This is a genomic window from Pseudanabaena mucicola FACHB-723, from assembly GCF_014696385.1.
Lineage (GTDB): Bacteria > Cyanobacteriota > Cyanobacteriia > Pseudanabaenales > Pseudanabaenaceae > Pseudanabaena.
In genome coordinates, this window is sequence record NZ_JACJQB010000010.1 from 1 (window position 1) to 21,360 (window position 21,360).

Genomic DNA, 21,360 nt, shown 5'->3' on the forward strand with positions numbered 1-21,360 from the left:
TGTCCTTACTCGTATTAGCGCGATCAGAAATGCCGACACAAATGCTAGTCTTGCTGCATTCCATTGCAGATGCTGCTGCAACATTTCTCGGAATAGGTTAATCTCTTTGATAGGGGTTTTATGGTTAGATGTGGTTATCTTTTATAAAACCCCTTTCTCTCTACTTTTGCAACTTTTTGTCCTGTACTTAGGGTTTTATCTTTAATTGCGCCCAGTTACTTACTTGATTTTGGAGTTAGTTTGGGAACTTCCAGAGGCAAGAATAAGCTAGATTCGATCTGCGCTTTAACCGATGGGCTAATATGCTCAGCATTATTTAAACAATCAACCAGCAGTTTATTGGCATCGTGATATGTGCGTAACAGTCGTGTTTGTTCTTCCGTAAAATGCCATGCTTGCGACCCTTTCCGATGCTGAATAATCAAACTGCGAAATGACTTAGACCATTCCAATCCTTTGACTTGCCACCATTTCGCAAATTTGGCACGATCCTCATGGGGATTGGGAAGCTCTTGACGCAGTGCTTGTAAACCTTGGTTGAGAATCGGATCTAAAGCACTAGCTAACTCTAAAACCCGATGATTGGTGAAATAAAGGGCAAGATCGAGATTGATGGCAAGGTGAATTGCATGATCGACATCCATTTCGGTGTCCATGGTATTTTCTATTCCCATAGCTCTCTTTTTTGCCCGTTCTAAGGATTTGGAATGGGAGACATCTAAGGCGCGCGCCCGATCTAGCGATCGCGTTTTTTCTAAATCAATATCTAAATACAATGCGCGAATTGTGACGGGTTTATAGATATCTTGCATCTGGTTAGCTTGGAAATCTATCCATGTTAAAAAGGCTTGAAGATGTTGCTCTTTACTTATGGATTGATCAATTCTTTGTTTAAGCTCTAGTAATATTTGTTCAGCTTGGGGCGAAATACTGAGCGACATGACAATTACGCCATGCCAATGCTTGAGATGAATTCTATCGAGTAAATATTTCTGCACAATGTGGGGACGACTATAGGCTAGTCGATAGGCTGCGAGATAGTCATGCAATATTGGCGCATTACTGAGGGTATACACACCCTTAGCAGGTTCGGTCAATAAGCCATGTTGCCATTTGAATTCTTGAATAATTTGATTGGGGTTGATAGTCGAGGCAATGTTTTGATTAGCAGTAATACATGATTGAAAGTCTTTTACTAATTGCTCGGATTCCCACATATAGCCTTGGCGATCAAGTGCCACGATGGCAACATGGGAGAGTAAGTCTAGCTTTTGCGTGATTGACAGTTCGGAAGTAGGAGGAATTAATAAACATTTAGTCTCTTCCCATGTGGTTAAGAGTAAATCAATAATTTCTCGATAAAAACTTGCCGTAATTGATTTTTTGTTCTGAAAAACATTGCAAAGGCAAGTGAGAAACAATGGTTTTTTAGCAACTTCTCTTAGTGATGGATTTTTTATAAATAATTGTTCTAAATCAGTAGCTCTTTGAGGTTCTTGAGGACAGGTAAGATGGAACCATTTCTTCACGAATGTACTAATTTGATTGGCATCAAATGGAGCAATTTCTAGTGTTAGAAATGATTCCAGAATATGGCTATAAATTGGATTACGGCTAGTAACTACAACACGATTGTCGGGATAGCGATCGCAAAATTGTAAAATTTGCTGAGTAACTTCTACCCTCTGCATTTCTGGCACATCATACAGACCATCTAAAAGCAGTAATAAGCGTCCCTGACTAATAAGTTGCTCTAGAATATGATTGCTGATTAGTTCATCGGATAAACCGTAATTATTAAGTTGTTGTTTTAGCCAAACTACAGGATTTTGCAGATCACTAACTGAGTTTAGCGATCGCAGTGACACAAATATGGGCAAACACTCTGGTAATATCTGTTCGGTAATACAGGCAATTGCCCAATACTTGAGCAATGTGGTCTTTCCTGACCCTAAACTACCTACTAATAAAATCTGTTTAGATTCATCTAAAGCTTGGTCAGCCGCAATTTTTTCTAAAGAAATATTGCCACGACTGAATCGATTTAGATGTTTATTCGACTCATCAATATCATCAATATTATGATCTAGATATTGGCTACTCAATAAACCGTTAAACACATTAATTTCTGTGTATAAATCATGTAAATGTAGTGGTGTATTTACATTAATTATTCTTAGTCGGTCACACTGATTAATTAAATTAGCTGATATCCTTTGCCGTATAATTGGCAAAATTACGGCAATATCTGTATAGTCCGATGGCAATTGCTCAATGACAATATCTTGACTATCTAGATCCTGATCTTGTACAAGTTCAATTCCAAAATCTCCATAATCATCTTGATTGACAACCGCACTTTCTCCATTAAGGTATGCCAATGAGATATCATTATTTTCCTGGATATCAGGGGTTTCCTCTGAACTAGAAGTGAATTCTATCTCCAAGTAATTACAAATTAAGTTGTATGTGTGAATATCGACAATTTCCCCTTTAAAAAAATTATCAACCAATTGAACTGCAATTTCTAGTTTTTCGGCTAGCTGTAAATAACTATCTCCTCTAATTAACAGCTCACTCTGAGCTTGATCAATCAGTTCGGATGATGCTTTTAGCATTAGAGGATTATTCATGGGGTTGCGTCAATTATTTCTGGGATATTCTAACAAAATCAGATGATTGCTGTTGTCTTAAATTATTGATAAATTATTGAGGGAGCTAGGATGAATTTATTAACCTTGGCAATTGATGTTGGTGGTAGCAGTATTAAGGCAATCCTCTTAGACAACACAGGTGCTAAGGTCTCTGCCCGATCGCAAATTCTTACCCCCCATCCCGCTACTCCCGATGCCATCGTATCAATATTAACTAGTCTAATATCAACCCATAGCACTTGCGATCGCATTTCCATTGGGTTTCCCAGTGTCGTCGAAAATGGGGTAACGCGAGGCGCAATTAATTTACACCCAGACTGGGATGGCTTTCCCTTGCTGCAAGTATTACAAAGTAAGTGTGATCAACCGATCAGAATTGCTAATGATGCTGATGTGCAGGGCTGTGGCGCGATCGTAGGGCATGGCGTAGAGCTAGCAATTACGCTAGGTACTGGATTTGGTTCATCGCTGTTTTTTGATGGTAAATTGTTACCCAATTTAGAACTAGGACAACATATTTTTATTGGCAGCGAAACCTATGAAGACAGATTAGGTCAACCCGCACTGGAACAAGTTGGTGTGCAAGTCTGGAATAAAAGGTTACTAGAGGCAATCGCATCACTATATAAATTATTTAACTATGACAAGCTTTACATCGGCGGCGGTAATGCTCGGTTAATCTCGGTAGATTTACCTGCAAGAGTGGCGATTGTCTCCAATGATTTGGGACTAAGCGGCGGGCTTGCCCTGTGGAATTATTGAAAAGTATTCCTTACTCAGCGACAACGCGAGAAACAGAGAGAATGTCACAGAGCTTATTGATTTGATTGCACACACGATCAAACTGATTGCGATCGCAAATATCAATGCTCAAATCAATAATGGCCGCTTTGCCTTTTTTCGTCTGCACATTGGCACGGCGTACGTTAATTTTGTTGTCAGACAGTCGAGATAAGATATCACGCAATATACCGACCCGATCAATCACTTCCACCCGAATATCAATGGGATAGGTTTGGACATGATCATGCTCTTTATCTTGATTCCAACCCACATGCAGCAAACGATCCGCAGGAATACTCGTTAAATTGTGACAATCATGGCGATGGATGGTAATACCGCGATTACTGCCTAACGCAACCACTCCAGCGATTGGCTCTCCAGGTAAAGGCGTACAACAACCTGCGATCGAGTAAACCATACCATCCAATCCCAAAATTGGTGATTTAGAATGGCTATGGCTATGGACATGTTCTTGATGACGAGGCTCAACCTTATAGGAATGCAAACCTCTTTCATTGTGTTGATGTTCGCGCAGCTTATTGACCACCGCATTAACTGAAGTCTCGCCATAGCCAATACCAGCAATTAAATCTTCAACATTGTGATAGTTACATCGTTCAGCCAGTTTTTGCATCTGGTCAGACTTGAGTAAAGCTTCTAAGCCAGCCTTACCCAACTCTCGTTCTAGAGCACTGCGTCCTAGGGCAAGATTCTCATCCCGTCGCGATCGCTTAAACCATTGTCGAATTCGACTCTTGGCGGAACTAGTAGCCACAAAGTTCATCCAATCGGTACTGGGATGAGCATTGTTTTGGGTAAGAATGGTGACAATATCCCCATGCTTCAGTGGACGCTGTAAAGGAACCATTACATTATTCACCAAAGCTCCAGAACAGTGATTTCCTACTTCAGTATGTACACGATAAGCAAAATCTACAGGAGTTGCCCCCCTTGGCAAGCAATACACATCACCCTTGGGACTAAACACATAAACTTCACTATCAAACAAATCTTCCTTAACACTATCGAGATATTCCTGTGGATCGTTCAGTTCTCTCTGCCATTCCACCAACTGGCGTAACCAAGTAAACTTTTGATCATCCCCCTTGAGTGGCTTGCTCTCTGAATTACTCTCTTTATATTTCCAGTGAGCCGCGATTCCATAATCAGCAATATGATGCATTTCCCATGTCCGAATCTGCACCTCGACAGGCTGTCCTTTCGGTCCAATCACCGCCGTATGCAGAGATTGATAGCGGTTAGGTTTCGGTAAACCAATGTAATCTTTAAATCTGCCGGGAATTGGACAGAAATAATCATGAACAACCGCAAGAACTCGGTAACATTCTTCCTTTGTATTGACGATCACCCGTACCGCCTGAATGTCATAGATCTCGTTATATTGTTTCTTCTGGCGTTCCATTTTGCGATAGATGCCATATAAATGCTTAGGACGACCACTAATCTCAAAGTCCTCAATTCCCATATCGGCAAGACGCTCACCCAAAATCTTCGTAACTTCTGTAAGTTGCTCTTGGCGGCTCTCATGGGTTTCGGCAACGAGAGACTCCATCATTTGATACTGCTCTGGCTCAATATATTTAAAAGCAATATCTTCTAATTCCCACTTAATTTGCCCTAACCCCAATCGATTGGCTAAAGGAGCAAAAATCTCCCGCGTTTCTCTGGAAATCAGAACTTGCTTCTCAGGTCGCAAATGTTGTAGCGTTCGCATATTGTGCAGGCGATCGGCAAGCTTAACGATAATCACCCGAATGTCTTGAGCCATGGCAAGAAACATACGCCGAAAATTCTCAGCCTGACTTTCAGTTTTATTCGCAAAACTCAACTTTGATAACTTAGTCACACCTTCTACAAGTTGACGAACTTCCTTGCCAAACATTTCTTCAATTTGTTCGCAAGATACTTCCGTATCCTCAACCACATCATGTAAAAAACCTGCGGCAATCATGGCATCACTGCCACCCAAATCTTTTAGAATTGATGCGACTGCGATCGGATGTAATATGTATGGTTCCCCCGAAGCTCTACATTGCCCATCATGCAAGCGATAGGCAAAATCCAATGCCCGACTAACGATATCTTCCTGTTCTAAAATCTCCCTCCTTTGCGACTTTTCCCAACCACCCCTTAGCCAATCTGGGATCCAAGCATCTACTACAGCATTACACTCGCCTACTTGCTCACTATCTACTTCCACATCCACAGGATTACCTAGATGTTCTACAGGAGCTTCAGCTAATAATGTGATTGGAGTCATAGGTTTTATTTCGCCCTAGCAAAGATAGTTATAAAGTTCTCATAACCTTATTTTAAACTCTATGTCAAATATGCAGTTTTGTCTTTAGTTTTGTCAAAAACCACAAAATTCAATGATTTTTTAGAGAATCATTGGTTTCGTAGATCGATCAATACGCTTGCAAAGAGTCAAGCGGTGCATTTCATGATCCCAATAAACATTTTCAAATATTTTATAGAGAATATAAAACCCCCTGCCACATTCCAAATCATGACAAGGTGTCGGATCTGCCTCAGAACAGTCAGAAGACTGTGGTGAATTACCTTGATCCGTAATCACCCACCAATACATTTGTGCCACAATCGAAAACTTAACGGTGATTTGTTTACATGGATCAAGAGAATTGCCATGTTTAACGGCATTGACCAATGCTTCTTGTAAACCAAGTCTTAGCTCAGGATGCCACTCTAGTGGTACTTCATCTAGCAACAGATCTAATACTGGGGCAAGATAGAGGGTTGAAGTAAAACTGAGATTACTCCACTTTCGTCCTACAGGACGTACAGGTGTCACAATCACGGACTTTTAACTCCTCTGAAAAACTGCTATAGCTTGCTTTGGAAATTTATGAATAGCGAAATCACTCACTAAACGGGCGAGGGAATTAATTCAATTCCTGATCGCAATACAATATATCTAGATCCTATTCTAGCGAAAAATCTTCCCTAAGCAGTATGACCTTTACGCAAAGACGAATTTCTCCCTTTAATCCCACAGAAAACACCCGCACAATGGGCAAAGGGATGCGTGCAGCAATTCTGTTTTTTGTAAGCATCGCAGTGCTAATCGGACTTTTGGGCGGACGTTTGTTTTATTTACAGCTCATTGAGGGCGATCGCAATCAACAGCTTGCTGAAAATAATCGGATCAGACTGATCGCCAAACCACCTGAACGAGGCAGACTATTTGATCGTAAAGGTAATATTCTTGCTTCCAGTCGTTTGGCGCACGTAGTTTATCTCTGGCCAATTGCCCAATCCAAGGAAAAATGGCAGCCAATTATTAATCGTCTAGCCAAGTTAATCGATGTTTCGGCAGAGACGATTACTCAAAAACTAGAACAGGAAGGCTATAACTCACCGAACCTTGTGCGCGTTTCTACATCGATTAGCCCCAAGTTAGTCACCATGCTCTCTGAGCATAGTCTTGACTTGCCAGGCGTAAAGGTAGAACCCGAAGCAGTACGCTATTATCCCAATGGTGATATCGCTGCCCATTTACTTGGTTACACAGGCGAATTAACGGCGGAAGAATTACCTAAATTACGAGAAAAAGGCTATCGTCCAGGAGACGTTATTGGCAAAGCAGGGGTTGAGTATGCCTTTGAAAATCAACTAAGAGGAGAGTGGGGCGGTCAGCAAGTAGAAGTTGATGCTTTTGGTAAGGTATTACGAGTTTTAGGTCAAAAGCCACCAAAAGCGGGTAATGCTGTCAAATTAACCATTGATCTAGATCTAGAAAAAGCAGCAGAAAAATTGCTCGGTGAGCAACAGGGCGGCATCATTGCCATGGATCCCAATAATGGTGAAATTCTTGCCATGGTCAGCCATCCTGCCTTTGACCCAAATCTTTTCTCAGGCAAAATTTCAGAAGCAACATGGAAACGCCTACAGGAAAAAGATCACCCCTTCGTGAATCGAGTTTTGCAGGTCTATCCACCCGCAAGCACATTTAAAGTGGTAACTATGGCAGCAGGTCTAGAAACTGGTTCATTTGGCATCAATGATTTGCTGCCCACCTATCCCTATCTTGATGTCGGCGGTTTTCAGTTTTGGGATCACAATAAAGCGGGCTTTGGGACAATTGGCTTCTCTGAGGCGATGGCATACAGCAGCAACACCTTCTTTGGTCAGGTGGGAATGCGCGTAGGTGAAAAAAAATTAGCGGAATGGTCACATAAATTTGGCTATGGTGAATATTCGGGCATTGAGATTAAAGAAGAAGAAAGCAAAGGAACTGTCCCCGATGAAGAATGGAAAAAGCGCGTAATTGGTGAACCTTGGTATGTTGGCAACACTTTAAACATGTCGATTGGTCAAGGTGATGTCCAAGCGAATCTTGTTCAAGTCTCAATGATGACATCGGCAGTGGGCAATGGTGGCTTCAAAATCAAACCACATTTACTTTTAGAGGACAATGATGCTAGGGAATGGCGACAGTCTTTGAATATATCGCCAACTAACTTGGCGGCTTTGCAGCAAGCCCTTAAATCTGTATTTGACTACGGTACAGCGGCTTCTCTCAGTTCTGCTGAAGTATCGATGGCTGGGAAATCTGGGACAGCTCAAGATCCACCACGTCCAAACCATGCTTGGTTTACGGTGTATGCCCCTTACGAAAAACCCGAAATCGTGGTGACTGTCTTTGCCGAGAATGCTGGTGGCGGTGGTGGCAGTGCGATCGCCGCACCCTTGGCAGTACAGACAGTTGAAGCCTATATGAAAATCAAGAAAATGCCGAACTCCCCCAATAATCCTCCTGTACCGTCTGTAACTACAGAGTTGTAATACCACAGTAAAAAAGCGGCGCTTTGCGCCGCTTTTTTATTAGAGAAATGTGATCACTAGATCTTCTTCAACCAGCTAAACATAGCGCGAAGCTCTTGACCAACTGACTCAATTTGATGCTCTGCTTCTTGACGACGCATTGCGGTGAATCCAGGTTTACCAGCTTGGTTTTCAAGAACGAATTCACGGGCAAATTGACCAGACTGAATTTCCGAAAGAATCTTCTTCATTTCTGTCTTGGTTTGCTCATTTACCACGCGAGGACCACGGGTGTAGTCGCCATACTCGGCAGTGTTAGAGATGCTGTAGCGCATGTTCGACATGCCGCCTTCAACAACCAAGTCAACGATTAGCTTAACTTCGTGCAAGCACTCGAAGTAGGCTAGTTCTGGTTGATAGCCAGCTTCAACGAGGGTTTCAAAGCCAGCTTTAATCAGAGCGCATAAACCGCCGCAAAGTACAGCTTGTTCGCCAAAGAGGTCAGTTTCGGTTTCTTCACGGAAAGTTGTTTCGAGAATACCGCCGCGTGTGCCGCCGATACCTTTGGCATAAGCCATCGCACGATCGCGAGCTTGACCAGTGGCATCTTGGTAAACTGCAAATAACGCAGGAACGCCTTGACCTTGGGTGTAAGTACGACGTACCAAGTGACCAGGCCCCTTAGGCGCAACCATGATCACATCAACATCGGCAGGGGGAACAACTTGCGCGAAGTGAATATTGAAGCCATGGGCAAAGGCAAGGGTATTGCCAGCCTTTAAGTTCGGTGCAATTTCCGTGTTGTAAATTGCTTTTTGGGTTTCGTCAGGCAAGAGAATCATGATCAGGTCTGCTGCTGCCGATGCGTCTGCCACAGTTTTGACTGTGAGACCGTCAGATTCTGCTTTTTGCCATGAGGGACTGCCTTGATATAACCCCACGATGACATCCACGCCGCTATCTTTGAGGTTAAGGGCATGGGCGTGACCCTGAGAACCGTAGCCGATAATTGCGACTGTCTTACCTGCTAGAAATTCAAGATTTGCGTCCGTGTCGTAGTACATCCGAGCCATAGTGTGGTTATCTCCGAGACAAAAGATTGAGTGATTAGTTTTGTAATGTAGTTTGGAAGATTTATTGTCAATTGCCTTCAAACACTTTTCCTAGTCTAGCAAAAATCGTCCCCCTAAAGAAATAAAAACAAATAAACTTGTCAATAATTCTGAAAACCCATAAGTAACTGGGCACAATTCTTGTTTTTGCGGGTACTTGTTTTTTGCGGGTACAAGTGGCGATCGCTATATAATTGAGTTAGCTATTTACAAATCTTAAAGATTAGATTATCTATGAGTGAAATTACAAATCCTCTCTTAATTGGTAAAGGATTACCACCTTTTACGGAGATTAAGCCCGACCATGTGATCCCAGCAATTACGCAATTGCTGGAAGAAACTAATGCGGGACTGAGTAAACTTGAAGCCGATCTACAGCCCACATGGTCTGGCTTGGTCGAGCCACTAGAACGTCTGACTGAGCGGATTGGCTGGGCATGGGGAGCAGTCGAGCATTTGCTCAGTGTCAAAAATAATGCGGAATTGCGCGAAGCCCACAAGGTTGTGCAACCAAAAGTAATTGAGTTTTTTAATCGGTTTAGCCAAAGCCAAGCGGTTTATAAGGCTTATAAATCAATTTACGGATCGGCGGAGTGGGATAGCCTTGAACCTGCTCAAAAACGGATTGTCGAAGCGGCGATTCGGGATGCTGAGTTGTCGGGTGTTGGGTTAGAAGGTGACTTGAAGGAGAAGTTTAATGCGATTCAAATGGAATTAGCGAAGCTCTCCACGGATTTTTCTAATCATGTTTTGGATGCGACGAAAGCCTTTAGCATGACGCTGACTTTGCCCGAAGAAATTGATGGTTTGCCCCCTAGTCTTTTGTCTCAAGCAGCTCAAGCAGCAAGGCTAGATGGTGATGATAAAGCTACACCTGAAAATGGACCTTGGTGCATTACCCTCGACTATCCTAGCTATGTGCCATTCATGCAGCATAGCCGTCGCCGTGATTTGCGGGAAAAACTCTATCGTGCCTTTGTTAGTCGTGCGGCAAGTGGTGAGTTTGATAATTCGCCTTTGATCGATCGCATTTTGGAGTTGCGTAAACAAAAAGCGGAGTTACTTGGCTACCCTAGCTATGCCGAACTAAGTCTGGCGCGAAAGATGGCTCCCAATGTTGAAGCTGTCGATAACTTGCTGGAGGAATTACGTCAGTCGAGCTATACTGCCGCCGTCGCTGAATTTGAAGAACTTAAAGAATTTGCCAAGGCTCAGGGCGAAACGATCGAACTCAAGCATTGGGATACTTCCTATTGGGCTGAGCGTCAGCGCGAAACTAAGTTTAATTTCACCGTTGAGGAATTGCGCCCTTATTTCCCATTGCCTCAAGTGCTGGAAGGTTTATTTGCGCTAGTTAATCGTTTGTTTGGAGTCACCGTTGTGCCTGCGGATGGCAAAGCGCCGATTTGGCATGAAACTGTACGCTTTTTTGAAATTCAGAATGAGCAGAATATTGCGATCGCATATTTTTATCTTGATCCTTACAGCCGTCCTGCGGAGAAGCGGGGTGGGGCATGGATGAATGATTGTATTGGTCGTGCCAAGGTGATCGAAGATGGTCAGCCTATCACCCGTTTGCCAGTAGCCTATTTGATTTGCAATCAATCACCACCCGTCGATGGCAAGCCTAGCTTGATGACCTTTGGCGAAGTGGAGACCCTCTTCCATGAGTTCGGTCATGGATTGCAGCATATGTTGACTCAGGTTGATTATGCGGGTGCTTCAGGAATCAATAATGTGGAATGGGATGCGGTGGAATTGCCCAGTCAATTCATGGAAAACTGGTGCTATGATCGCGCCACTTTATTTGGCATGGCAAAGCATTATGAAACTGGTGAAACTTTGCCAGAGAGCTATTTCCAAAAGCTGATTGATTCTAAAAACTATATGAGTGGCTCAGCAATGTTACGCCAGTTGCATTTCAGCCTCGTCGATATTGAGCTACACCATCGCTATGAGGTTGGTGGCGCAGAAACGCCGATGCAATTGCGATCTCGACTTGCTCAAACCACGATGGTGATCCCTCCCTTGCCCGAAGATAATTTCCTTTGCTCTTTTGGTCATATCTTTGCAGGGGGCTATGCCGCAGGTTACTACAGCTACAAGTGGGCAGAAGTGCTTAGTGCCGATGCCTTTGCTGCCTTTGAGGAAGCAGGATTGGAAGATGAAGCAGCAATTTCGGCAATCGGTAGACTCTACCGTGATACGGTGCTCGCCCTTGGTGGTAGTAAGCATCCGATGGAAGTCTTCAAGACTTTTCGTGGGCGTGAGCCTAGCACCAAGCCATTACTGCGTCATAGTGGCTTAGCCAAGGTTTAAATATAGCAAACATAAAGCCAGAAGATGAGTGGTAGCGCTTCGCGTTGCCACTCATCTTCTTTGAGCGCAAAGCGCTGTAAATAAAGAGCTTGCTAAGCAAGCTCTTTATTTACAGCGATAAAGGTGTGGATTCGACGTTGTTATATTTGGTGATGATGTCGATTAACTCTTGCTTGACTCGATCGCTATCTTGAACATCGATTTGGCAAGTCCCTGCATTGGCATGTCCGCCACCTTCATACTTCAGCATTAATTCGCCAATATTGAGATTACAGGTGCGATTGAGTACGGATTTGCCAACAGCAAAAACGGTGTTTTGCTGCTGTCTGCCCCACATCTGATGCATAGAGATATTGCAATCAGGATAGAGCGCGTAAACCATAAAACGATTACCCGCGTAGATCGTTTCTTCATTTTGCAGATTAATCACGACGAGCTTGTCGTACACTTCGGCACAATGCTCAATCTGTTTGGTAAATATTTTTTGCTGCACAAAGTACATGTCTATACGCTCTTTGACATTGGGCAGCTCCATAATTTGCTCGATCGATAGAGTTTGACATGCCTCCACTAACTCCATCATCAGTGCGTAATTAGAGACCGTAAATTCACGAAATCTGCCTAAGCCAGTGCGAGAATCCATCAAAAAGCTCAGCAATACCCATCCTTGGGGATGCAGAATATCATCAATCGTAAATTGGGCAGAGTCACACTTGTCCACTGCCTTCATCATCTCTTGAGAAATATGGGGAAACTTGAGTTTGCCACCATAGTAGTTGTAGATTACCCTTGCGGCGGATGGGGCTTCACCTTCAATAATGTGATTTTCAGGGCTGTCATAAACACGCATTGTCTCACTGATGTGATGATCGAAAATCAGCGCTGCCCCTTCGATGTATGGCAAGTTAGCTAAAATATCGCGATCGCAAACTTCTACCTTGCCATCCTGCACATCTTTGGGATGGACAAAGAGAATTTCATCAATCATATCCAGTTCTTTGAGTAGCACGGCACTGACCACACCATCAAAGTCACTGCGAGTAATTAATCGATACTTTTTATTTGCGTCTGACATAAGCGGATGCCTTGAGTATTCTGGCTAATCTTATAGATATTTTATGGATTTATAGCAATCCTAAATCATTTATAGATTTATATATTTACAAAAGAGCGCACTCTAAGAGTGCGCTCTTTTGTAAATCATGCTTTCTAGTCTAGTGAAGTAATTGATTGTTTGATCAACAAATAACTAAGCCCAATCATCTTGACCTTCATCCTGTGACATATAGACTTTGCCGACTGCATGGATTTCTCTGGTTTTGGCAAATAACTCTTCTTCGGTTAAATGCCAACTGCTAAGTACCTTGAGCAAATCTGCTTGAATATCTCGCGCTCCTACAAAGCTTTTGTAACGAATAATTAGACGCGCAAGATCGGCATAGTCACGCTTAGTAGGTGTGGACTGGCTGAGGAGATCATTAACTATCTGGCGATCTTTAGTGTATTGAGGATGTCTTTGATCTTTGACTTCTGCCATAGAAATATTGTTTTGCCGATTTTTTAAAACAAAGTGATGCCAAATGCAAAGCGTTTGGCATCACTTTGGGAGATATTATTGCCTCAAAATAATCACTTCAGTACCAGTGACAGGAGTACGCGCAATTAGATGATTTTCGGCATCAGCGACAAATAATTTCTTGAAATTGAGGGATTGGGAACGAGTTTGGAGATCTTTGACCAGTTGGGTCTGTTGGCTTGGGGTTAACTTGTACCAGTCATCATTTAGGACAACAATCAAGCGTCCCCGCTTAAAGTTGGTTTGGACTGAACCTAGCAACGATTCGCCATATTGATTGGCGACCTCAGAAACTTGGGTTTGAATCTTTGCGATCGCAATTTGTTCGGCACTTAAAGGCGCATCATCCTTCTCTGGCTTGACCAAATCGCTAACTGAGGGCGCTTTTTTCTCAGGAGTTTTAGTGACAGGCTGACTGATGGGCGCTGGTGTGACAGCTACCTTTTTAACAACTTTGCTGTGAGCGTGGGATGGCTTGAGGATGACCAGCAATGAAAATAGGGTGACTAAAGCGACCGTCCCTGCCCGCTTTTCAAGAATCAGTTTTACCTCATCGGACAGGGGAATCTGGGTAGCAATTCCACTAATCGAGCGCCAAATGGGGGCAGTTGCCGTCACTGTCTTTTTCCAAGCATCATTGGCTTGCAAATCTTCCCAAGACTTGACGAGGGATGGTGTGGCGGCAGCCTTCGTGGAAACCTTTTGCCAAATATTGGTAGCAATCGGGTCAAGTTTATCAACAGACAATTGGAGGAAGCCCAGAATTTTGGGAACAACTTGCTCTTGGGTAAATTTCCAAGCAATGCCAAATTCTTGTTTGACCTGTGCTACCAAGGGAGAATCAATGGTTGGGGCAGCATTGAGTAGAGCAGCTTCTTCCGTGGCATCTAATGCACCTTCGCCTTCTAAGCTCTTTTGTAACTTGGTCAGAGCCACAATTAGCGTGGCAATGGTCTTGGCGGAAATTGCCTTACCTATTTGCAAAGCCTTTTCTAAATTAGGATTACTGGTGCTAGTGCTGGCTGGCTCTCCCGTTGATGCTTCTACATTGACTAATTTAGTTTGCAGATTACGCAGTGCAGGCAGCAAACTTTTTATCAGTTTTAGCAATAGCGCCTGCAACTGTGGTTGTACCTTTGTCCAAGTCTTCCCAATCTGTTGAGAGACCTGCCCAATTACCTCATTAGTTTTGTTTTCAGTCATAACTGCCTCCTGACACAATTCGCACGGTTGTCATGAAAAGTATCACAAAAAATAGCCGAAGATCTATGTCAACTGTATAAATTTGCGTTTGTGTAAGCTTTGCGATCGCAAAAAAACAGATAAAATGCAGGCATCTATCTATAAATTTCCCTGAAACTTGTCTTATGACCCTCAACAAAGTTCATTTAGTAGGACGGGCAGGACGCGACCCCGAAGTCAAATATTTTGAGTCTGGAAAAGTGGTATGCAACTTTGCGATCGCAGTCAATCGGAATACGAGCAATCGTGACGACCCACCTGATTGGTTTGACCTAGAAGTATGGGATAAAACCGCCGAAGTTGCCGCTAATTATGTCAAAAAAGGCAGTTTGATCGGTATTTCTGGTTCTCTCAAATTTGATCGATGGAATGACCGCACCACAGGCGATGAAAGACAAAAACCTGTCATCCGTGTGGATCGTCTAGAGTTGCTTGGCTCTCGCAAAGATAACGAAGCTGCTCAAAGCAATAGCGGCGGCTACGACGACGATTTTTAACATCTAACAAACAAAAAAGCCCTTGCCAAGCAAGGGCTTTTTTGTTTTCTTGATTCGGTTGAAATACGGTTTTCCTACTTAAAAATTTGCGATCGCATCAGTAAGAATATATCTAGACCAAATTAGCGAATACCAAATGCGGGGAGATCATTATGTTTAACCTTGGTGAACTCGAGTCTAGCAACAACCTTCTCTTGGAATATCTCAAACAGCAAGCACCTGAAACTTTAGCCACTGTCGCTCAGTCCGTCACCCCTGAAGCCCAACAAATTATCAGTCAAAATATTCAAAATTTACTCGGTATTCTGCCATCGCAAAATTTTAATGTCAGCATTACTACCGATCGTGAAAACTTAGCAGGGCTGATTGGCTCGGCAATGATGACAGGTTACTTCATTCGCCAGATGGAAACAAGAATGCAATTAGATCGCTCTTTAGATTCGATATCAAGTCTAGATTAATCCTAAAACCAGAATAGAGTTGCGGCGCTTTGCGCCGCAACTCTATTTTGGTTTTGGTCATAAAAAAAGAGAGGGTGCAACACACCCTCTCTTTTTTTATGACTTCTTATGACCGTGTAGACGAATTCCTAAGAACAAGTCATATAAAAATCCCGCCAGATCGGGCATCTTTAGTAGACCTAATGTCTGCGGTGAGCCATTGGCATCCAAGAGAGGCTTCATTTGATAATATGCCTTCTCGTAGTAGTACCAAGGCACATTCGGCCATAGGTGATGTACCAAGTGATAGTTTTGACCTAACAAAAGGATGTTGAGAAAGCGTCCTGGGTAAACTCTGGCATTTTTCCAGCGTGATCTTTCGACAAAGGGGCGGTGAGGCAAATAGTCAAAGAACAAACCTAGCAAAAGTCCCATGACGGCGGCTGGTACAAACCAGAAGTTCATCATGTAACCAAGGAATCCATGGTAATAGGCAAAAATAATCATTGCTACCACAATTAATCGGCTAATCGCCCATTCTAGTAGCTCATACTTGCGCCACAAGCGGCGTTGAAAGAAGAAAATTTCGTGATAGAAAAAACGAATCGCAATTAACCACAATGGCCCACCTGTGGATACAAAGTGATCGGGATCGTGTTCTTCATCATTTACATTGGCATGGTGCTGCATGTGAACACGAGTAAACACAGGAAACACAAACCCTTGCAAAATTGCGGAAATATGCCCGATTGCAGCATTTACAATTCGATTGGGATGAGCAACACCATGGCAAGCATCATGGATCACTGTTCCCAGTACATAAAGCGCCGAGAAATTACAAATAAATACGAGCCAGTGTGACCAGCCCCATACCCAATACCCTGTTGTTGATGCAGTTGCTAAAACAATTGAACCTAGTAGCAGTAATATTGTCGGATTAAATCCCTGCGCTGCGCCCATCAGACCGATTGGAACAGTTAGGGCTTTGCCCTGCTGCTGCATTGTGTCACTCCTTAGTCAGTTTCCTATCTTAGTTTTTGGTTTGGACTTGCCAGTTTATACAACTCAAATACAGTCGGGCTATGTAGCCTTTAATGCATATATTTGATTGTTTAGTTTTATTACATTTTTTATTATGCCCTATGCTACCGACATTAGGGCGAGATTGCAACTTTGATCTTCGATAGTGTGATTTTTGACTGAAGATTGCGATCGCAATTATTGCCCTATTTATTACATCGTTCATTACATCGCTTTACGTTGCATAAACAACAAAATCATTAAAAGCGTTGCTTCGCAACGCTTTTAATGATTTTGTTGTAGGTTAAGATAGGTTAAGTAATATTAAGAACTGGTGTTTGACTCGAAATGAATATGCAACTTGCCTCCGAACAGAGGAAAAAACTGGACAACGCCGATGATGCGCTGTTCTATGACTATCCCCGCTTTGTTAACCATGTCGATGATCGTTTCATTCAGCAACTCACCGATCTGTATCGTCAGCGTTTGCAACCCAATACGCGCATTCTCGATTTGATGAGTAGTTGGGTATCTCACTTGCCCGAAGAAATAGAATTTGCCCATGTGGAAGGACATGGACTGAATGCAGAAGAATTAGCGCGTAATCCTCGTTTAAATCATTATTTTGTCCAAAATCTCAATCAAAATCAGTCATTACCCTTTGCCGATCAATCCTTTGATGCAGTTCTGAACACTGTCTCTGTGCAGTATTTGCAATATCCTGAAGCGGTATTTGCCGAAATTCATCGCATTCTTAAAGTAGGCGGTATTGCGATCATTAGTTTCTCCAATCGGATGTTTTACCAAAAGGCAATTCAAGCATGGCGTGATGCTGAAGAAAGCGATCGCACCAAGTTGGTATTTAAATATTTTGCCTCAGTTCCCAAGGGTTTCACCAAGCCTGAACTAGTGGCAAATGTGCCGCCCAGTTCTCCCTTTTTAGCAATGTTTGGTATGGCTAGCAGCGATCCGTTTTATGCTGTAGTAGCAACTCGTTGTGAACTTGATAGTTAAAAATTGTTTGCGCTTGACACAGACAATTTTTAGAGACCGAATTGGGTGATATGAAATGACTGATGTTTTAGTGATTGGTGGTGGCATTATTGGCTTGGCGACAGCGATTTCCCTTTCGCAGAGAGGGGCAAATGTCACCATAGTTGAGCGAGATAGGTGCGGACGGGGGGCAACATGGGCGGCGGCAGGAATGCTGGCTCCTGAAGCGGAACGCTTGGAAGGAGACCTTTTATCCTTTGGGGTGCGTAGTCGTGATATGTATCCCCATTGGATCGCTAACTTAATGCAACTATCAGGACAAGACTGCGGCTACTGGTGTTGTGGCATAATTGCGCCTGCGGTCGAAGAAAGCGATCTCCAAGCCATATCCATACATCCCAAATACATCGATCTTGCAGAATCCCATAAGCGGCAATCTGGCTTGGGAGAATCAGTTTTAGGTTCTCTGTGGTTGCCATCGGATGGACAGGTAAATAATCGCAAACTCACTCAAGCCCTATTAACAGCCGCTAAATCCCTATCAATCAAAATTTTAGAAGGCACAACCGTTTATCAAATTGTGCGCGATCAAAATCGCGTTACGCATCTGGATACTAGTGCTGGTAAATTGCAAGCGGATTGCTATGTGCTAGCCACAGGTGCATGGACGCAATCATTGTTACCTTTGCCGATCAAGCCAATTAAGGGGCAGATGCTATCGGTATATGATTGCGATCGCAAATTGCAACGGGTCATTTATGCGCCTAGTTGTTATATTGTGCCGCGTCAGGACGGCACGATTGTGATTGGGGCAACGGTTGAGGATAATGGATTCTCGCAAGGTAATACTGCCGCAGGAATTGCCCAACTATTAAACAGAGCTATATCGGTATATCCTGCGATCGCAAATATGCCCATCACCGAAACATGGTGGGGATTCCGTCCCCATGCTCCTCATGAAATTCCCATATTAGGAGCTAGTGATTATGAGAATCTAATTTTGGCGACAGGTCACTATCGTAATGGCATTCTATTTGCACCAATTACGGCAAAACTAATCACCGATTTGATCATTGACGGGATTAGTGACGGGATCATTAACGGGATCAGTTTATGACCGCTATAGAATTTACCGATCGCACTGCTGTCATCGCGACAATGCACCGTAAAGAAATTGCGATCGCGCCGATCTTACAAACATCATTAGGAATCAAGGCTACAGTTCCTCATGATTTTGATAGTGACCTATTTGGTACATTTACCCGCGACATTGATCGTCCTGCTAATCAAATCGAAACCGCAAAAATTAAGGCGGCAAGAGCTTTAGAAATTAGTAATGGCGATCTGGCGATCGCCAGTGAGGGCAGCTTCTTTCCCCATCCCCTGCTCGGCATTGCGTACAATCGGGAACTGGTTTTATTGCTAGATAAAAAACATAATTTCTCGGTTTATGGTGAAGCGCTTTCCTCTGACACCAACTTTCGCCATCAAGTAATTTCTAGCTATGAGCAAGCCTATGATTTTGCGATCAAAATTGGATTTCCTGATCATGCAGTTGTATTGATGCCAAATGCCCAAACTTCGGCAAAGGAATCAATTTATAAAGGCATTAATTCAGAGGAATTGCTTAAGAAATCTGTCCATGATTTATTGCAAAAAACATCACAACTCCATATAGAAACAGACATGCGGGCGCTGTACAATCCCACACGCATGAAAAATATTGCCAAAGCAACCGAAGATCTTGTTCGCAAATTACAACAACTCTGTCCCAATTGTAATTTTGTGAATTTCGATGTAGTTCAAAAATTGAAAGGTTTACGCTGTGAGATTTGCGGACTGCCAACTCAGGTAACTCGCGCTCATTTGTACAAGTGCGATCGCTGTGATTTTAAACAAGAAGTTCTCTTTCCTGATGGCATCCAGTTAGCCGATCCGATGTACTGCTCCTATTGCAATCCTTAGGATCACAAATGAAATAAACCCCAAATATGATTAGGCGAGCTTAGCCTGCCGAATTATATTTGGGGTTTGATTAAATTTCTAGATTTGTCGAGATTAAGATCATGGCGCGATCGCAGATTTCTTGACGGTTGACTAATTTGGCTAACTCCTTGGGTTCATAGCGACCTTCCTCAACCTCTGCCGATGCGCGATCGACCGCTTCAGTATAAGCTTCGGAAATTGCTAAGCATAATTCTTCGGTATTGAGGTATGTTCCGCCAGCTTTACGTCTCTGGTTTTTGGTTTGAATACCGCGTATCGAGTTACGAATTGATAGCTCCCAAGATTTGGTGGTGCGATTTTCTGCTTTTTGTTTGATGAGATGCATGAGCAAAATTACTGCATAGCTACGAATGTTGTTAATTTTATCGTCGCGGCTCATTTCTTCTAATTCATCAACAATTGCCAATGCTCCAGTCATATCGCCTTTAGTTAGCAATTCCCTTAACGTCAAAAGTTCTTCCATATCTTTATTGTGTGAGAACGCGATATATTGCAATCACGAAAAGCTAAAGTAAAAATTATGATTTCAATCTAAATCAACAATACTTTTTTAGTCTAATTCATTGTACTTTCTATCTGGCTGCGTAAGAGTGCTGCCACTATACCGCAAGGTTAATGGTCTCTATCAAAGGTGGGAAGGTGATTATGACCAAGTGCCTTGGACTTCTTAGGATGGCGATTCGATCGCTTGTAAAACCACTTTAGGTGAAAGTTTATCCTTAAACCAAACCGTTAGCGCAGGCGTATCGCTTACTTTTACACCTGCCTTCTCCAGATTTAGACGTTCAGAAATCGCCAAAATCAAATTCTCACAATTAGCCTGTCGCACTTGCGAGAACTTCTTTCGTAAATACTCAGGTCGCCAATAACCAACGATCTCTAATAAATAACTCCGCCCGTCAGGATGTACCAGTCGAAAATCAGGAATCATAACACTTCCGGGAATGGGAATTAAATCCACTTCTCTTTCTAGTTTCCATTCTGTTTTCATGGCATCCCATCGCTCCGCAAATGAAGACTCGATCGCACTGTCATAGATTTTTCCCGCAGGGTAGTGACTCACCAATCCACACTCAGAATCAAGGGTGAATAGTCCTGTACGCTTTTGTTTGGAATAATTATCTTTTTCGACTAGAGTTGCATTTAAACTCCATTTAGTGACATGGAGTAGTGCAGGCAAAAGTTTTGCGATCGCAAGTCCATAGCGGGTACTTGTGCCAAATAAACTCGTTGCGCCATCGACGGTAATCGTGAAGCCATAATCGACATCACCCTCGATATAAGACATTAATTGAAATAGCTTGAGATAACGGAATAGCAGCTTATATTCCCCTGGATCGTTGCGGTGGACTTTGAGCGTCATATGACTTGCTCGATAGAAAATCCCCTGCACTTGCGAGAGATTATAACGATGAATAAGGGCTTCAGGTGTTGGGCTATCAAATTCGGTCAGAATCCGATTTTCCATTAGATCGGCATAAAGCCCTGCGGTAATTTCCGAAGGCAAGACTTCACGCGTCAGTTCTTCCGTTAGGCTATCGGCAAGTTTGGTAAGGGTTTGCTGCGTAGCTTGCTGACTAGGGATAACTTGCGCCGACAGTTCAAAAATACGGCGGCGTAATTCCTGTGGTTCAAGGGGACTCATAATTTCAAAGTTGCTGAAGCTAGATTTGAGAATATGAGCCAATCCGCGCTTTACCCGATAGTCGGGAGTATCGCCTTCAAGTTCTTGCAATAGTCGATCAAGTTCGCCCTGTGTCCCACCCTTAGCATTCTCAAAAATTGCGATTAATTCTGTGGCGATCGCCTGATGCTTATCATCTACTTTTAATTTTTTAGGAACGACGGTTTCGCCATTCAGTCGATGCATCAGGAGTTCGCTAGGCAGCATAAAAGAAAAGGCTTATAGAT

At 43.0% G+C, this 21,360-nt stretch carries 18 protein-coding genes and 1 pseudogene; 8 read left to right on the top strand and 11 right to left on the bottom strand.

The window, feature by feature from the left end; genetic code table 11:
* Nucleotides 1–111 (bottom strand): annotated as a pseudogene (locus H6F41_RS19485) (IS4 family transposase); the annotation flags it as partial.
* A 104-nt stretch (nt 112–215) separates the two neighbouring features.
* Entirely contained in the window at nt 216–2,633 is a 2,418-nt protein-coding gene (locus tag H6F41_RS07170) for an NACHT domain-containing protein (RefSeq protein ID WP_190402790.1), read from the bottom strand.
* Between the two features lie 90 nt (nt 2,634–2,723).
* On the opposite strand from H6F41_RS07170, the gene H6F41_RS07175 reads away from it, so the two are divergent.
* Nucleotides 2,724–3,416, top strand: a complete 693-nt coding sequence (locus H6F41_RS07175) for an ROK family protein (RefSeq protein WP_190402791.1) — start codon at nt 2,724–2,726, stop codon at nt 3,414–3,416.
* A gap of 10 nt (nt 3,417–3,426) precedes the next feature.
* On the opposite strand, the gene H6F41_RS07180 is transcribed toward H6F41_RS07175, so the two are convergent.
* Entirely contained in the window at nt 3,427–5,718 is a 2,292-nt protein-coding gene (locus H6F41_RS07180) for a RelA/SpoT family protein (protein WP_190402792.1), read from the bottom strand.
* Nucleotides 5,719–5,838: 120 nt separating this feature from the next.
* The gene (locus H6F41_RS07185; protein ID WP_190402793.1) at nt 5,839–6,276 is read right to left on the bottom strand and encodes an ATP-binding protein; all 438 of its coding nucleotides are present in this window, start codon (nt 6,274–6,276) and stop codon (nt 5,839–5,841) included.
* A 155-nt stretch (nt 6,277–6,431) separates the two neighbouring features.
* Between H6F41_RS07185 and mrdA the strand changes: the two genes are divergently transcribed.
* Entirely contained in the window at nt 6,432–8,264 is a 1,833-nt protein-coding gene (mrdA, locus tag H6F41_RS07190; RefSeq protein WP_190402794.1) for a penicillin-binding protein 2, read from the top strand.
* A gap of 56 nt (nt 8,265–8,320) precedes the next feature.
* Here mrdA and ilvC read toward each other — a convergent pair whose 3' ends face one another.
* Nucleotides 8,321–9,316 (bottom strand): ketol-acid reductoisomerase, encoded by a 996-nt coding sequence (gene ilvC, locus H6F41_RS07195; protein WP_190402795.1) that lies wholly within the window; start codon nt 9,314–9,316, stop codon nt 8,321–8,323.
* Between the two features lie 273 nt (nt 9,317–9,589).
* Between ilvC and H6F41_RS07200 the strand changes: the two genes are divergently transcribed.
* Nucleotides 9,590–11,674, top strand: coding sequence for a M3 family metallopeptidase (locus tag H6F41_RS07200; RefSeq protein WP_190402796.1), 2,085 nt, complete (start codon nt 9,590–9,592; stop codon nt 11,672–11,674).
* Between the two features lie 109 nt (nt 11,675–11,783).
* Here H6F41_RS07200 and H6F41_RS07205 read toward each other — a convergent pair whose 3' ends face one another.
* The 3 genes from H6F41_RS07205 to H6F41_RS07215 all read right to left on the bottom strand — a co-directional run bounded on the left by H6F41_RS07205 (nt 11,784) and on the right by H6F41_RS07215 (nt 14,453).
* A complete protein-coding gene (locus H6F41_RS07205) occupies nt 11,784–12,749 on the bottom strand; it encodes an exopolyphosphatase (protein ID WP_190402797.1) in 966 nt (321 codons plus the stop codon).
* Between the two features lie 174 nt (nt 12,750–12,923).
* Entirely contained in the window at nt 12,924–13,211 is a 288-nt protein-coding gene (locus H6F41_RS07210; RefSeq protein ID WP_190402798.1) for a DUF3288 family protein, read from the bottom strand.
* Nucleotides 13,212–13,286: 75 nt separating this feature from the next.
* On the bottom strand, nt 13,287–14,453 hold the full coding sequence (locus H6F41_RS07215) for a hypothetical protein (RefSeq protein ID WP_190402799.1): 1,167 nt from the start codon (nt 14,451–14,453) through the stop codon (nt 13,287–13,289).
* A gap of 164 nt (nt 14,454–14,617) precedes the next feature.
* Here H6F41_RS07215 and H6F41_RS07220 point away from each other — a divergent pair, with 164 nt between their 5' ends.
* Both H6F41_RS07220 and H6F41_RS07225 read left to right on the top strand, forming a co-directional pair.
* Nucleotides 14,618–14,989, top strand: a complete 372-nt coding sequence (locus H6F41_RS07220; protein WP_190402800.1) for a single-stranded DNA-binding protein — start codon at nt 14,618–14,620, stop codon at nt 14,987–14,989.
* A gap of 152 nt (nt 14,990–15,141) precedes the next feature.
* Nucleotides 15,142–15,450, top strand: coding sequence for a DUF760 domain-containing protein (locus tag H6F41_RS07225; protein ID WP_190402801.1), 309 nt, complete (start codon nt 15,142–15,144; stop codon nt 15,448–15,450).
* Nucleotides 15,451–15,546: 96 nt separating this feature from the next.
* On the opposite strand, the gene crtR is transcribed toward H6F41_RS07225, so the two are convergent.
* The gene (crtR, locus tag H6F41_RS07230; protein ID WP_190402802.1) at nt 15,547–16,431 is read right to left on the bottom strand and encodes a beta-carotene hydroxylase; all 885 of its coding nucleotides are present in this window, start codon (nt 16,429–16,431) and stop codon (nt 15,547–15,549) included.
* A gap of 372 nt (nt 16,432–16,803) precedes the next feature.
* Between crtR and H6F41_RS07235 the strand changes: the two genes are divergently transcribed.
* The 3 genes from H6F41_RS07235 to H6F41_RS07245 are packed head-to-tail and all read left to right on the top strand — an operon-like array spanning nt 16,804 to nt 19,407.
* The gene (locus H6F41_RS07235) at nt 16,804–17,463 is read left to right on the top strand and encodes a class I SAM-dependent methyltransferase (RefSeq protein WP_190402803.1); all 660 of its coding nucleotides are present in this window, start codon (nt 16,804–16,806) and stop codon (nt 17,461–17,463) included.
* A 55-nt stretch (nt 17,464–17,518) separates the two neighbouring features.
* Complete coding sequence (gene thiO, locus H6F41_RS07240; protein ID WP_190402804.1) at nt 17,519–18,559, top strand: glycine oxidase ThiO; 1,041 nt, start codon at nt 17,519–17,521, stop codon at nt 18,557–18,559.
* The gene (locus H6F41_RS07245) at nt 18,556–19,407 is read left to right on the top strand and encodes a DUF6671 family protein (protein ID WP_190402805.1); all 852 of its coding nucleotides are present in this window, start codon (nt 18,556–18,558) and stop codon (nt 19,405–19,407) included. The genes thiO and H6F41_RS07245 overlap by 4 nt, the downstream gene beginning before the upstream one ends.
* Before the next feature lie 70 nt (nt 19,408–19,477).
* On the opposite strand, the gene H6F41_RS07250 is transcribed toward H6F41_RS07245, so the two are convergent.
* Together H6F41_RS07250 and H6F41_RS07255 are read right to left on the bottom strand one after the other, a co-directional pair.
* Complete coding sequence (locus tag H6F41_RS07250; RefSeq protein ID WP_190402806.1) at nt 19,478–19,912, bottom strand: DUF29 family protein; 435 nt, start codon at nt 19,910–19,912, stop codon at nt 19,478–19,480.
* A 204-nt stretch (nt 19,913–20,116) separates the two neighbouring features.
* Entirely contained in the window at nt 20,117–21,340 is a 1,224-nt protein-coding gene (locus tag H6F41_RS07255) for a DUF790 family protein (protein WP_190402807.1), read from the bottom strand.
* Nucleotides 21,341–21,360 lie beyond the last annotated feature (20 nt).